The organism is Chryseobacterium sp. GM_Chr_2 (assembly GCF_026540445.1).
In the GTDB taxonomy this organism is placed as follows: domain Bacteria; phylum Bacteroidota; class Bacteroidia; order Flavobacteriales; family Weeksellaceae; genus Chryseobacterium.
This window is the reverse complement of sequence record NZ_JALNUD010000001.1, coordinates 437363-451216: the sequence shown is the minus strand read 5'-3', so window position 1 is coordinate 451216 and position 13854 is coordinate 437363. Positions and strand designations below refer to the sequence as shown.

The window sequence follows — 13854 nt, the reverse complement described above, 5'->3', positions numbered from 1 at the left end:
CAACCAAGGCGCGGATTTGTAGTTTTTAAAAAAAGCCCCCTTTTGTGTTGATTTTCTGTTGTATGAAAAGGTTTAGCAAAAATGAAAATTCAAAATGTTAGTGTTAAAAGGGGGCTTGGCATGGTTTATATGTTAGGTAATAAATTTTTTTATTTTTTAATTATTTCCGTTTTCCCACGTTACTTTTTCGCCCTGTGGAGCCGCGCCACCCTGAGTTTGGGTAATTGGAGCAGTTTCCTGGTTGATGTGGTAAACATAAGCGGCAATTTTTTCGGCATCTCTTCCTGTAATGGTTCCTTCTTTAATGAAGGGTCGCATGGTTGTATTGTTTGGCGAACCGTTTTCCAGCATCCAAAATACATTTTTGAAAAGGCTTTTTTCTTTGATATTAATCCAATGTGTATCTGTAAGGTTTGGCCCGATTCCTCCTTTGCCACCGTCTCCGTGGCAGGTTACACAATTGGTTTTAAACAATTCCTGACCTTCCGCAATATTATCGGCACTGTATTTTGCAGATTCCAGATTAACTTGTGGAGCTGTTTTTTCATAATCTTCAATAGAAGCAAGCATTTTCTTTGTTTCTACCGTTAATTCTGCTTCGGGATGGGCGTAATCTGTGAAGGCAAACGCCGTAAGATATACCACGCAGAAAATACATCCGAAGTAAAATAAACCAATCCACCATTTTGGAAGCGAGTTGTCAAGTTCTGTAATTCCATCAAATCCATGATCGATCAAAATATCTTTTTCTTCTGTCGCCGACTGTTTTTTGAAAGCAGAATTCCAAATTTTCAGATAATAAGGCGTATTTTTTTCTTCTAAAAATTTCGCTTTTTCTTCATCTGATAATTTTTTGAAGCTTTCATTTTCAACCAGATCTCCGATGGAGTTCATGATGAATAAAAGAATAATCGTTATCAGGATCAATCCCCAGAAAAAGGGTGATGAAAAATAGGCGGTATCCTGTGCAAACATTTCGAAGGCAAGAATGGTTAAACCTATCGTTACAGCGATGTATACTGATATTGGGGTTCTCGTTTTCATTGTATTCAATTTTAATTAATCAGCGCTTGCCGTCTGAATTTGAGTGGTTTTAATATCTGTTCCCAGTCTTTGCAGGTAGGCGATCATCGCTACAATTTCTCTCTGCTCCAATGGAACGTAAGATGCTCCTTTTGCTGCTCTGTCTTTTTCTACCTGATCTTTTACATCCGTAGCTTCGGCATAAATTCTTTTCACAATGGCTTTCGACTGATTATCTGCCCATGCATTAGCGGAATCAATTTCTGCTTTGGAATACGGAACATCAAAATAGTTTTTCATCAATTTCATTTTATCCACCATCTGTGTTCTGTCCAGTTTATTGGTAATCAGCCAAGGGAAACGTGGCATAATAGATCCTGCAGAAGTAATTCTAGGGTTATACATGTGCTTGAAGTGCCATGAATCCGGGTTTCTTCCTCCTTCTCGTTGTAAATCGGGTCCGGTTCTCTTAGATCCCCATAAAAATGGTCGATCGTAAATAAATTCTCCTGCTTTAGAATATTGCCCGTTTTTACCTTCAAATCTTACAATTTCATCACGGAACGGACGGATCATCTGGGAATGGCAGGAGTTACAGCCTTCTCTTATGTATAAATCTCTTCCTTCCAATTCCAAAGGTGAATACGGTTTTACTGCCGTAATGGTCGGAACACTCTGTTTTAAAGTTAAGGTCGGAATAATTTCCACAATACCTCCGATAGCAATAGTAATGAATGCTAATATGGCTAATAATTTAGGTGTTCTTTCTAACCAAAGGTGTACGCCTTCGCCTTCTTTTCTTGCCGTTCCGATGTTTGCCAATGCCGGAGCTTCTGCCGGAACATCTTTTTGGAATGAGCCTTGTCTGATGGTTTTAAAAACATTCACCACCATTAAAATAGCGCCCAACAGGTAAAATATACCACCCAAAAATCTCATTTTGAAGTAAGGAATAATTGCCGTTACGGTATCCAGCCAGTTTTTCCACAATAAAGTTCCGTCCGGGTTGAATTGTTTCCACATTAATCCTTGTGTGAAACCTGAAATATACATTGGTACAGCATAAAACATAATTCCTAAAGTTCCCAGCCAAAAGTGCCAGTTGGCTAATTTTTTAGACCAAAGTTCGGTTCTCCACATTACCGGAATCAAATAATATACTACTCCGAATGCCATGAAACCATTCCAGCCAAGGGCTCCCAAGTGTACGTGACCGATTACCCAGTCGGTATAGTGTCCGATTTTATTTAAAGATTTTGTCGCTAAAAGTGGTCCTTCGAAAGTTGCCATTCCGTAACAGGTTACGGCAACAACGAAGAATTTAAGGATAGGATTTTCTCTTACTTTGTCCCAAGCACCTCTTAATGTTAAAAGTCCGTTCAGCATTCCTCCCCAAGATGGTGCAATCAGCATGATAGAAAAACCTGTTCCCACCGCTTGAGCCCAAGCCGGAAGCGCCGTATATTGTAAGTGGTGAGGACCTGCCCAAAGGTAAACGAAGATCAACGACCAAAAGTGAATAATGGATAATTTATATGAAAATACAGGTCTGTTGGCTGCTTTTGGTAAAAAATAATACATCAAACCAAGAACCGGGGTTGTCAATACAAACGCTACTGCATTGTGACCGTACCACCATTGTACCAAGGCGTCTTTCGCACCTGCATAAACCGAATAAGATTTCCAACTTGTGAATGATAATGGAACTTCAAGGTTGTTGAAAATATGAAGCATTGCTACAGCCAGCCACGTTCCGATATAGAACCAAATGGCAACATAGAGATGTCTTACTCTTCTTTTAGCAATCGTTCCGAACATATTGATCCCGAAAATGACCCAAGAAACGGTAATTAAAATATCAATCGGCCATTCATGTTCTGCGTATTCTTTTGACGTGTTGATTCCCATTAAGAACGTAATCACTACAGAAATAATCATAATTTGCCATGTCCAGAAGTGAATCCACGAAAGGGTATCGCTGTACATTCTCGTTTTTAGCAATCTTTGCATACTGTAATACGCGCCACAGAAAAAGGAATTACAGACAAACGCAAAAATCACCGCACTCGTATGCAACATTCTGATCCTTCCGAAACCTAAGGCTCCTTGTGTATTAATCAGTCCCTGAATGTTTCCGGATGCTAAGCTTTTAATTGTCGTATCATCCGTTCCGAATAAAAATTCCGGAAGTTCAGGATAAAAAAGCATCAGTGCAGCGGTAAGACCGAGTAAAAAACCGACCAAACCAAATGCGATTGTAGCATAGAGGAATGCTCTGACAATAGTATTGTCATAATTAAATTGTTGCGTCTCCATAATTCCAATTGTATTGTACCGAAGAAATATTTTCCTTTAAAACATAAGTTTTCGAGTAATTTTTAAACTTAAATTTTAATTAAAAATAAATATCATGTAGCGTAATAATGTTTTGCCAAAGGTATTCACTAACTTTGTGTAAGTCTAATAGATATACTTCTAAAATATACCAAAAACCACTAAAATAAACACAATGAAAATATGCAGTCAAAATATTAGGAAAATCAGAAGAAATAAGGATTTTACCCAAGAATATATGGCTTTTGAGATGGGAATTTCGCAAAAAGCATATTCTGATATAGAAAACTCAAAAGTGAAAATCAACCTTGAAATTTTAACTAAAATTTCAAATATTCTGGAAATTAAACCTTCGGAAATTTGCAGTATTTCTCACAAATGCGGCGTGAACGATTTTGAGGAAAAATATAATGATTTGCTGAACTATATGAAACAGAATAATATTTCGATTCCGGATCAGTTTGCTTAAAAAAAAATGTCGTTTTCATTGTTGTTTGTTGTTTCCTTTTCATTATCCACTTTCAATTAGCTTGCAGAGGGAAAGTTTTTATATATTTAGGGGCAATATTTTAATCTATGAGCAACGAGAAGAAAGAGAACGAAAATGATTCTCTGGTTAGGGGTCTCACCAACCGACATATTCAGTTAATTGCCCTTGGTGGAGCTATCGGTACAGGGCTTTTCTTAGGAATTGGTCCTGCAGCAGTTTTGGCTGGTCCGTCTGTAATTTTAGGCTATGCGCTTGCCGGTATTATTGCCTTTTTTATCATGCGTCAGCTTGGTGAGATGGTAGTTCAGGAGCCGGTTTCGGGGAGTTTTAGTTATTTTGCCTATAAATATTGGGGCAATTTTCCGGGGTTTGCATCGGGTTGGAACTATTGGATTCTTTATATTCTCGTAAGTATGGCAGAGCTCACTGCCATTGGTCATTATATTCACTTTTGGTGGCCGGAAATTCCACTCTGGGTTTCCAGTTTATTCTTTTTTATTGTAATTAATGCGCTGAATCTTGCTTCAGTAAAAGTATATGGTGAAACCGAATTTTGGTTTTCTATTATCAAGGTTGTGGCAATTATTGCAATGATTGTTTTTGGTATTTATTTATTGATAAGCGGAACAGGAGGTGAAAAAGCAAGCATTTCCAATTTATGGAATGATGGCGGGTTTTTCCCCAAAGGCTTCTTCAATAAAGGAGAAGGTGGATATTCGGGATTATTTTCTGCAATGGCCATGATTATGTTCTCCTTCGGAGGTTTAGAATTGATCGGAATTACCGCAGCAGAAGCCAAAAATCCTGAGAAAACGATTCCAAAAGCAACCAATCAGGTAATCTATAGAATCTTGATTTTCTATGTGGGAGCATTGGTAATTTTGTTTTCATTGAGCCCTTGGAGAGAAATTACAGAAGGAACAAGCCCGTTTGTAATGGTTTTCCAAAATCTGAACGGATTTCAGTTTACCATGTTTGGAAAAGTGATTCAGTTCAATGTTTTGATCGCAAATATTCTTAATTTAATTGTATTAACGGCAGCTTTATCGGTGTATAACAGCAGTGTTTACAGCAATAGCAGAATGCTTTTTGGATTGGCACAACAAGGAAATGCTCCGAAATTTTTAACGAAATTGAATAAAAGCAGTGTTCCTACAAATGCAATCATTATTTCGTCTTGTTTTGCGGGAATTTGTATCATCATTAATAAATTAGTTCCCGAAAAAGCCTTCGAATATTTAATGGCTTTGGTGGTTTCTACGCTAATTATCAACTGGTTGATGATTTGTTATACACATTTGAAATTTAAAAAAGCTAATATTAAAGCAGGAACAGATCTGAAGTTCCCATCAATATTTTATCCTGTTTCTAATTATATCTGTATTGCCTTTTTGGTGTTGATTTTAGTACTCATGAGCATCACAGGCATGGAAATTCAGGTAATTTTAATTCCGGTATGGTTAGGATTTTTATTTGTGATGTTTAAGCTTTATAAAAAGAATTAAATTTAATATATAATAGAGTAGAAGGGTGGAGGTAGTCTACCCTTTTTTATTTTCATAATATTCAAGTAATATAACAATAAAAAGCATCCTTTTGCAGGATGCTTACACTAAAACACAATATGAAAACTGATAACTACATCAGTCTATTTTTTAAGGCTTTTTATTTCCGTTTTTGTAATGATTACTTTCTTTAGATAATATTAGCAATTTTGTTGATATAAAAATGAAAAGATCTAACTTAGTTGGTGTATTTGATATTTTATTCTAAACTTTATGATCTTTTGTGTTTAAATATTCTTTATTAGCTTTTAAATGTTGAATATTAGTAATGTGAAGTACCTTTGTTTTTAAGGTAATTGTGGGTATATGAATAGAATTTTGTGCTAATTACTATATATTGAATTGAAAACAAAAAACCATCCTTAAAAAGGATGGTTTTTGTAGACTCACAGGGATTCGAACCCCAGATGACTGAACCAAAATCAGTAGTGTTACCGCTACACCATGAGTCTCTGTTTGTTTTAGTGGTGCAAATTTACAGCTTTTTTAATTATTTGCAAGAACTTTTTAAACTTTTTTTTAAATTTACTACACTTTTTATTACGACGATCATGCAGATAGACTTCAATAATCTCAATACGAGTAAATTATACTTTGAAACCGACTTTGAAAAAAAAATAGATCAATTTCTTGAGGAATGGTTTTCTACTTCTGAAACTGTAAAAGTTCAGACTTCCGGTTCTACGGGAACACCGAAAATTTTTAACATTGAAAAAAATAAGATGGTAAATTCTGCAGAGATGACCTGTAGTTTCCTGGGATTAAAAGAAGGTGACTCTGCGTTGATCTGTCTTCCGGTTGAATATATTTCCGGAAAAATGATGATTGTTCGCTCAATTCTAAGAAGATTAAAATTAATTGTTTTAGATCCCTCTTTAAGGCCGTTTGAGGATATTGAGGAGGAAATTGATTTTTGTGCAATGACGCCGTTACAGGTTGAAAATTCCTTGGAGAAATTATATTTAGTTAAAAATTTAATCATCGGAGGAGCCGCCGTCTCAGAAAATTTAAAGAAAAAAATCTCTCAAACTCTCAAACTCTCAAACACTCAGACGCAAATCTTCGAAACCTACGGAATGTCGGAAACTCTTTCTCATATTGGGCTGAAACAAATTTTTCCACAAGCGGAAGATTATTTCACTGTTTTTGAAAATGTAGAAATTTCTAAAGATGAAAGAGGTTGCCTAAGGATTTTTGCACCGAATCTTAATGATGAGGTTTTACAAACGAATGATTTAGTTGAAATTACTAATGATAAGGAATTTAAATTTCTAGGAAGAATTGATAATGTAATTAATTCTGGCGGGGCGAAAATTTTTCCTGAACAGTTAGAAACATTGGTGAAAAAAGAAATTCCGAATGAAGTTGTTTTTTTAGGAGTTGATGATGAAAGTTTAGGTCAGAAATTAATTACCGTAATTGAAGGAAGTGAATCTGAATTCATAAACCAAAAATTATCAACAATCAGTTATCAGCAAAAATTCCATAGACCAAAAAAGATTATTTTTGTTGAAAAAATCCCCAGAACGCCCAACGGAAAAGTGAATAGAATAGAATTAAGTAAAATCATCGCGAAAAAATAAAAGGCACGAAAAATTCCCCTCCAGAGGAGGGGTGGCGAAAATTTCATAGAAATTTTTGACGGGGTGGTTTAAAAAGAAAATGATAAAAAAATATGAATAACAAAAAATGAAAGATTTCTCAAAAGAACTCAATTTTAAAACTTCCCGCAGCAGTGGAGCTGGAGGTCAGAATGTAAACAAAGTGGAAACTTCGGTAACAGTTCTTTGGAATGTGGGTGAATCTGAGTTTTTTAATGAAAATCAAAAAGTTTTAATTCAAGATAAACTCAAAAACAGAATTAATGCAGACGGATTTTTATTTTTAACAGTTTCTGAAAGCAGAACGCAGTTAATGAATAAAAACAAAGCCATTGAAAAAATTCTCGATATCGTAGATCGATCTTTATTTGTTCATAAAAAGAGAATTGCTACCAAACCTTCCAAAGGTCAAAAACAAAAAAGATTAGACAATAAAAAGAAGCTTTCTGACAAAAAGGAAAATAGAAAATTTAAATATTAGATTTATAAAATTAGATGTCTACTTTTTGCTCAATAGCTTTTAACATTAGATAAAAATGTATTTTTGGGCAAAATTTTAATGTATGATCAAAAAACTAATAACACTGGGCTTATTCTCAGTTTCTGTATTTTCATTTGCTCAGCAAACTGAAGCTAAAACTCAATCTAGATTTACCATTATTCCATCAGTCGGTTACGCTTGGAGAACAGCTGAAACGGCTTCGGGACTTTCAAAAGAAGAAAAAGATTACATCAAAGGTCTGAAAAGCGGAATGAATTTCGATATTTCCGCTTATTATCAGGTAAATAAAATATTATCAGTCGGTTTGAAATATTCCAATTACAGTGCTTCAAGCGATGGATATATTTTAGGATATGTAAACGGTATGCCTGTTTCTGTTCCGGTTACTACCAAAGATCAGATTAATTTTTATGGTCCTGCTGTGATGATTTCGAATTTTACCGAAGCTACAAAGCATAAATTGTTTGTAGATATGGGCTTGGGAGTGATTTCGTATACAACCAAAACGGCAGATGTAAAAGGTACGGGAACTAACCTTGGTGCAGAAATTAACGTGGGTTATCAATATGAGGTTACCAAAAATATTTTAATAGGTCCGAAACTGGGGCTTACAGCCGGAACATTGAACAAAATGAAGATGAACGGAGTAACCTACGAGTTTGGGGAAGACCAAAAAGAAGGTTTGGCAAGAGTTTCTTTAAGTGCAGCCGCTTCATTCCGTTTTTAAGTTTTATCTTTGCAAAAATTAAAAAAATGAGCAAACCGATAACTGAATTCATAGAAAAGTATTACCTGCACTTCAACGCAGCTGCATTGGTGGATGCTTCTAAAGGATATGTTGCGCACCTTAAGGATGGCGGAAAAATGATGATTACTTTGGCGGGAGCAATGTCTACTGCAGAATTGGGGAAAATTCTTGCTGAAATGATCCGTCAAGGGAAAGTAGATTTTATCTCTTGTACAGGTGCAAATCTTGAAGAAGATCTAATGAACCTTGTAGCGCATTCTCACTACGAAAGAGTTCCTCATTACAGAGATTTGACGGCTCAGGATGAGTGGGATCTTTTGGAAAGAGGGCTGAACAGAGTTACAGATACTTGTATCCCTGAAGAAGAGGCTTTCAGAAGATTGCAGAAACATATTGTTGAGATCTGGAAAGATGCTGAAGCTAAAGGAGAAAGATATTTCCCTCACGAATTCATGTATAAAATGATCCTTTCTGGAGTATTGGAGCAGTATTACGAAATCCCAAGAGAAAATTCTTGGATGATCGCTGCTGCAGAAGCTAATTTGCCAATTGTGGTTCCGGGATGGGAAGATTCTACAATGGGTAACATCTTCGCTTCTTACTGTATTAAAGGTGAGTTGAAGGCTACTACAATGAAATCAGGGATCGAATATATGACGTATTTGGCAGATTGGTATACTAAAAACTCGGCAGGAAAAGGAGTTGGATTCTTCCAAATTGGTGGAGGTATTGCAGGAGATTTCCCAATCTGTGTTGTACCGATGTTGTATCAGGATATGGAAATGCATGATATTCCTTTTTGGTCTTATTTCTGTCAGATTTCAGATTCTACAACGTCTTACGGTTCTTATTCAGGAGCTGTTCCAAACGAGAAAATCACTTGGGGTAAACTGGATATCACGACACCGAAATTTATCGTTGAAAGTGATGCAACCATCTGTGCACCATTAATGTTCTCTTACATCTTAGAAAACGCATAATAGGCTGGAAGACGGAGGTCTGAAGCTTGAAGATATACAAACGCTCCAAATTTTGGGGCGTTTTTTTGTTTTTATTAAACACGAATAGCACTAATCTTTTCACAAATAAGCACAAACATGTGCTTCATCAGAAAAATCTGCGAGAGAAAAATGTGTTATTTATGTTTAAAACTAATCCATAGAATTAATCAACACAAAATATCGATATGCCAAAACTCCCTTTTGAAGTTTAGTCAGGCTATTCGGATCTTTATCACTCAGTTTCGGTAATAATGCTTTATTGACTGTGTTCAAAAAGCTAAAAAATGACTTTTTCATAATGTATATTTTAGTGATGTTAAATGAAGTTCAAAAATTGTGCGAAATCGAATAGGAAGTCAGAAATTGGTTTGGTAATAAACTATTCCTATTTCTAAAAAAGAAAAATTGCCTATCCAAAGACAGACAATTTTTAACACTAACAAAGATTAAAAAATTTATTATTTTCTATTAAGGATTTCCGTACATATTAGATTCTCCACCGTCGATGGCAATCACTTGTCCGGAAACATAACCATTTTCGTCACTTAAAAGATAAGCCACCAAATGACCAACATCTATCGGATCTCCCAATCTTCTTGTTGGGTTTCTCGAAGCATATTCTTTTTCAGCAGCTTTCGGATCTGTAGGATTTACCTGATTAAAAGCTTCCGCGACCATCGGCGTCAAAATTGCTCCAGGTGCAATTGCATTCGTTAAAATATTATCTTTTCCGTATTCTAAGGCTGCATTTTTCGTCATTCCGGCTACGGCGTGTTTAGTTGCCACGTAGGCTGTTTGATTTAAAACTCCTCTTATTCCTCCAACAGAAGCAACATTCACAATTCTTCCGCTGCCATTTTTCTGTAATTCAGGGATTACGTATTTCATTCCGTAATACACACCCAACAAATTAATATCAATTACCTTTTTGAAAACATTAATGTCATAATCAATCATTGGAGCCTGCTTTCCTTCAATTCCGGCATTGTTGTATAATCCGTCCACTTTCCCGAATTCTTTTACGGTTTCATCCACATAATTTTTCACATTTTCTTCAACAGAAACATCAGCTGTTACTGTTAAAAATTTACTTTCAGGATATTTTGATTGTAGATCGGCCTTTGCCTTATCTAATGCTTCACCATTATAATCTACCAAGGTTAAATCGGCTCCTTTAGAAGCTAATACATCTGCTGCAGCCAAGCCAAGACCCATTGCTGCTCCTGTTACAATAATTACTTTCCCTTTTAAATTTGCCATAATTTTATTTGAATTTGATTTATCTAAAGTTACCGCTTAAAAATTTTTGTGGTATTGATGTATGATAAGAAAATCGGAATTCAATGGCTGGAAGAGGGGAGTTTGAGGATGGAAATTTACAATCTTATGTACATTTAATAAAGAAATATAATGAAGGATCGTGGCTTCCAATTTCTCTCTTCCAGCAATTTTTTTACATTCTAAAAATTATCTCTATCTTTATTCTATTGAGATCGTAGTATGGACGAAATTTTCAAAAAACAGGTCTGGGAAATTACCAAATTGGTTCCCAAAGGTAAAGTCACAAGTTATGGAGCGATTGCCAAAGCCGTTGGTTATCCTAATCATTCGCGTCACGTTGGAAAAGCGATGGGAGGTTGCCCGAAAGATGTGCCGGCACATCGTGTGATTTCCAGTTCGGGAACTTTGTCGGTGCCCGAATTTCAGAAAAAACTGGAAGCTGAAGGAATTGTGGTGGAAAATTTTAGAATTAAAAATTTCAAAAAACTATTTTGGGATCCTCTTACTGAACTTTGATAGCCTTGATTTTATCCTTTTTGAATTTGAATTTTCCTCAATTTTTATATCATTTTTTTCGAAAAGCATTTTAATATAGCCAATTAAAGCCGGAATTAAAATGGTAACAAACAAACTGCAGACTCCCAATGCCCAAATTGGAGTGTCATCTCTTTTTCCGTCAAAATATTCCCAGATCACCCAAGACATCGCAACGATAAATCCAAGCATGGCTGCGGGAAATAAAATATACATCACAAAACCGATCACGATTTTCCAGATAAAGGAAATATCACGTCCAAAGGCGTAGAGCGTAATTCCGAGTATGGCAAATGAAAAAATGATGAAGAAAATTAAAACGATGGAAGTCGTTGTTTTATCTTCCCAAAAGCTGAGGTTTTTAACTTGTTGATCACCGTTTTTATATGAAACTTTTAAGATCGTTCCAATTGCGATCGGATCACTTGAACCGTAATTTAAAGGTAAAACAAGCGTTTTATTCTGATCATTTTTAAACTCTACCACCGCTTTTTTAGTATCATTAAGTGTTTGGTGAGAAATTACTTTAGCTTCATAATTTTTCTCGAATAAAGAAGCGTACACAGACGATCCTACTAATCCTGAAAGCCAGAAAAAGAATAATGAAATGATCCAAACAATCAATCCGAAAAACAAAAGGTTTTTAAACGAAAAATTAGGATTTTCTTTTTTTCTGACATAAATAACAATCAGGATGAATAAAGTAAAAATTAGAGCATACATGGTTGATTGTTTTTAGATTTATTTTTTCATTTTTTGAGCTTCTTTTAGAAAGTTTACTACTTGTTTTTGATTAAACAACGTAAAAATTGCTGTGAAAAATAAAATCACAAGATAGGTAAGTGCTATTTTTAATTTTTCAGTTTTCAGAAAAGCAGAGAAGAAGACAATGGGCATCAATACCAAAATAGATAAACCATAGGTCATGATGATATATTGAACAATTCCTTTTAAAAAAGGAACTTTGCGAACCATACTGTAAATAATGAAAAGCCCGATCGTAATCACAGGAAAGCCAATCGCCATGCTTCCCCAAAACTTTCTTGAGTTTACAAATTCTCCTAAAATACCTAAATCAATGGTCATATTTCATTTGTTTTTTAGAGTTCGACTCCGTTATATTCTATTTCCTGTTCAGAAAATTTCAGCATTTCCATTTTCTGATACCTCATCATTTTAGCAAAGATCATATCCGGAAAAACCTGAATTCCTGTATTGTATAAATTTACCGAGTCATTAAAATATTCTCTTCGGTCTGAGATCATATTTTCAAGATTACTTAGTCTTTTTTGCAATTCAAGAAACGATTGAGAGGCTTTAATTTGTGGATAACTTTCAACAGAAACAAAAAAAGATTTCATTTTTCCATCAATAGCTTCTGCTATTTTTACTTTGTCGTTCGTTTTTTCAGATTGATTGTATTGACTTCTTAACGCTACCAATTCTTTAAGAACGGTATTTTCATTTAAAGCCGTCGCTTTTACCACACGAACAAGATTTGGAACCTCATCGGCTCTCTGTTTTAAAATCACATCAATATTTGAAAAGGCTTTATCCACATTATTCCTCAAGATCACGATCTGGTTGTAAGATTTAACCAAAAACGTGACGACCGCAACAATAACAATGATAAAAATAAGGATCGGTATAAGCATTTTTACAATTAAATTTTATTTAAAAAGATCATTAATCATATCTAAAGGATTTTTAGAAAACCTTTCTTTCAGGTTGATGGATTCAAAAGTGAGCTTGCTTCCGTCAGCTTTCATCGGGGTGATAAAAATAAACGCGGAAATCAGTGCAATACAAAGTAAAGTGGTTACGGCACGAAGTTTTAAAGGTCGCCATTTATTGGCAAAATTTACAATTTCGAGAGGAGCCATTCCGAACAGTTTTTTTGTCTCATCATATCTGAAAATAGTGTTTGCTCCTTCATAAAAAGCTTGCCCGATCATTAGGATTTCTGTTTTTTCATCTAAAATATATTCACGGTAACGGCGGCTTCCGGTTTCGGTTTCAAAACTGGGTGAAAAATTAATCCATTCCAGTTTTTCTGTCTGAATTTCAATACTTCCGGAATCATCCTGCAAAAGAAAATTTTTAGCATTAATTTCTCTTTTTATTTCTCTGTACGATTTGTCGGTTCTTCCGTCGTCATCGGTTTTTTCGGTTATTTCATCGATGGTATAAATATAGGCAACACATTGGGTGGAAGTATGGGGTGAAACGGCTATTGTAATAGCTTTTGCCTTTCCGCAGATTTCTGCTAAACCCATGGCAACACTTTTTATTTTTGAGGTCGAAAGATTTCGTTGATAAAAGTAAAAACGGTTTTTATTACTTGGTAGAATAGAAGTGATGATGGCTAAAAATATGATTATAAAAATAGAGTAAACTCCAAGAAAAATAAAGCATATGAAGATGAGAAATACTCCTAATCCTGACAAAGCGACTTTCCAAAGCGATTTTTTTTCCTTTTTGGCTTCTCTGAAACTGTTAAGAATTCCTTGAATACCGTGTCTGATAAAGGCAATAATTCCCAAAACGAAAACTGAAACGAAAAGTCCGATAAAAATATATCCCGACTGTTTCGGAAATAGAAAAAATCCCAAAGCAATAATTAAAGGATCGATAATAAATAGAATCCACGAGGGTTTTAATTGTAAGTTAAAAAGCCCTGTAAGAATAAGCGTATGAAAAAGTGCAATTCCTAATCCGAAAAGCATTAGAAAAGGCAACATCTGAATATCTATTTCAAACATTTGCAACTGGTGT

15 protein-coding genes and 1 tRNA gene are annotated in these 13854 nt (G+C 35.1%); 7 read left to right on the top strand and 9 right to left on the bottom strand.

Annotation, left to right across the window (positions count from 1 at the left end):
* Nucleotides 1–156: 156 nt before the first annotated feature.
* Nucleotides 157–1044, bottom strand: a complete 888-nt coding sequence (locus OXQ85_RS02150; RefSeq protein ID WP_267402062.1) for a cbb3-type cytochrome c oxidase N-terminal domain-containing protein — start codon at nucleotides 1042–1044, stop codon at nucleotides 157–159.
* Nucleotides 1045–1059: 15 nt separating this feature from the next.
* Nucleotides 1060–3339, bottom strand: coding sequence for a cytochrome-c oxidase, cbb3-type subunit I (ccoN, locus tag OXQ85_RS02145; RefSeq protein ID WP_267402061.1), 2280 nt, complete (start codon nucleotides 3337–3339; stop codon nucleotides 1060–1062).
* A 193-nt stretch (nucleotides 3340–3532) separates the two neighbouring features.
* Here ccoN and OXQ85_RS02140 point away from each other — a divergent pair, with 193 nt between their 5' ends.
* Together OXQ85_RS02140 and OXQ85_RS02135 are read left to right on the top strand one after the other, a co-directional pair.
* Complete coding sequence (locus OXQ85_RS02140) at nucleotides 3533–3826, top strand: helix-turn-helix transcriptional regulator (RefSeq protein WP_267402060.1); 294 nt, start codon at nucleotides 3533–3535, stop codon at nucleotides 3824–3826.
* Between the two features lie 107 nt (nucleotides 3827–3933).
* Nucleotides 3934–5352: an amino acid permease gene (locus tag OXQ85_RS02135; protein WP_267402059.1), complete on the top strand. Its 1419-nt coding sequence runs from the start codon at nucleotides 3934–3936 to the stop codon at nucleotides 5350–5352.
* A 441-nt stretch (nucleotides 5353–5793) separates the two neighbouring features.
* On the opposite strand, the gene OXQ85_RS02130 is transcribed toward OXQ85_RS02135, so the two are convergent.
* Nucleotides 5794–5864 (bottom strand) — tRNA-Gln (locus OXQ85_RS02130).
* Nucleotides 5865–5963: 99 nt separating this feature from the next.
* Between OXQ85_RS02130 and OXQ85_RS02125 the strand changes: the two genes are divergently transcribed.
* The 4 genes from OXQ85_RS02125 to OXQ85_RS02110 all read left to right on the top strand — a co-directional run bounded on the left by OXQ85_RS02125 (nucleotide 5964) and on the right by OXQ85_RS02110 (nucleotide 9243).
* Entirely contained in the window at nucleotides 5964–6995 is a 1032-nt protein-coding gene (locus OXQ85_RS02125; protein ID WP_267402058.1) for an AMP-binding protein, read from the top strand.
* 106 nt (nucleotides 6996–7101) lie between these two features.
* Nucleotides 7102–7494, top strand: coding sequence for an alternative ribosome rescue aminoacyl-tRNA hydrolase ArfB (gene arfB / locus OXQ85_RS02120; RefSeq protein WP_267402057.1), 393 nt, complete (start codon nucleotides 7102–7104; stop codon nucleotides 7492–7494).
* A gap of 82 nt (nucleotides 7495–7576) precedes the next feature.
* Nucleotides 7577–8242 (top strand): outer membrane beta-barrel protein, encoded by a 666-nt coding sequence (locus OXQ85_RS02115; RefSeq protein WP_267402055.1) that lies wholly within the window; start codon nucleotides 7577–7579, stop codon nucleotides 8240–8242.
* Between the two features lie 26 nt (nucleotides 8243–8268).
* Nucleotides 8269–9243 carry a deoxyhypusine synthase family protein gene (locus tag OXQ85_RS02110; protein ID WP_045500886.1) on the top strand — a complete coding sequence of 325 codons (975 nt, stop codon included), beginning with the start codon at nucleotides 8269–8271 and terminating at the stop codon, nucleotides 9241–9243.
* 171 nt (nucleotides 9244–9414) lie between these two features.
* Here the strand turns inward: OXQ85_RS02110 and OXQ85_RS02105 are convergent, their stop codons facing one another.
* Nucleotides 9415–9561 carry a hypothetical protein gene (locus tag OXQ85_RS02105; protein ID WP_267402051.1) on the bottom strand — a complete coding sequence of 49 codons (147 nt, stop codon included), beginning with the start codon at nucleotides 9559–9561 and terminating at the stop codon, nucleotides 9415–9417.
* A gap of 171 nt (nucleotides 9562–9732) precedes the next feature.
* Entirely contained in the window at nucleotides 9733–10524 is a 792-nt protein-coding gene (locus OXQ85_RS02100; protein WP_267402049.1) for a glucose 1-dehydrogenase, read from the bottom strand.
* A gap of 240 nt (nucleotides 10525–10764) precedes the next feature.
* On the opposite strand from OXQ85_RS02100, the gene OXQ85_RS02095 reads away from it, so the two are divergent.
* Nucleotides 10765–11061 carry an MGMT family protein gene (locus OXQ85_RS02095; RefSeq protein ID WP_267402048.1) on the top strand — a complete coding sequence of 99 codons (297 nt, stop codon included), beginning with the start codon at nucleotides 10765–10767 and terminating at the stop codon, nucleotides 11059–11061.
* Here the strand turns inward: OXQ85_RS02095 and OXQ85_RS02090 are convergent.
* Genes OXQ85_RS02090 through OXQ85_RS02075 form a run of 4 tightly spaced genes read right to left on the bottom strand, consistent with a single transcriptional unit; the run spans nucleotide 11032 to nucleotide 13841 of the window.
* The gene (locus OXQ85_RS02090) at nucleotides 11032–11802 is read right to left on the bottom strand and encodes a hypothetical protein (RefSeq protein ID WP_267402047.1); all 771 of its coding nucleotides are present in this window, start codon (nucleotides 11800–11802) and stop codon (nucleotides 11032–11034) included. The two genes, OXQ85_RS02095 and OXQ85_RS02090, sit on opposite strands and share 30 nt — an antisense overlap.
* A gap of 18 nt (nucleotides 11803–11820) precedes the next feature.
* The gene (locus OXQ85_RS02085) at nucleotides 11821–12165 is read right to left on the bottom strand and encodes a hypothetical protein (RefSeq protein ID WP_267402045.1); all 345 of its coding nucleotides are present in this window, start codon (nucleotides 12163–12165) and stop codon (nucleotides 11821–11823) included.
* Nucleotides 12166–12179: 14 nt separating this feature from the next.
* Nucleotides 12180–12734, bottom strand: a complete 555-nt coding sequence (locus OXQ85_RS02080) for a LemA family protein (RefSeq protein WP_267402044.1) — start codon at nucleotides 12732–12734, stop codon at nucleotides 12180–12182.
* Between the two features lie 15 nt (nucleotides 12735–12749).
* Nucleotides 12750–13841, bottom strand: coding sequence for a hypothetical protein (locus tag OXQ85_RS02075; RefSeq protein ID WP_267402043.1), 1092 nt, complete (start codon nucleotides 13839–13841; stop codon nucleotides 12750–12752).
* Nucleotides 13842–13854: the final 13 nt, after the last annotated feature.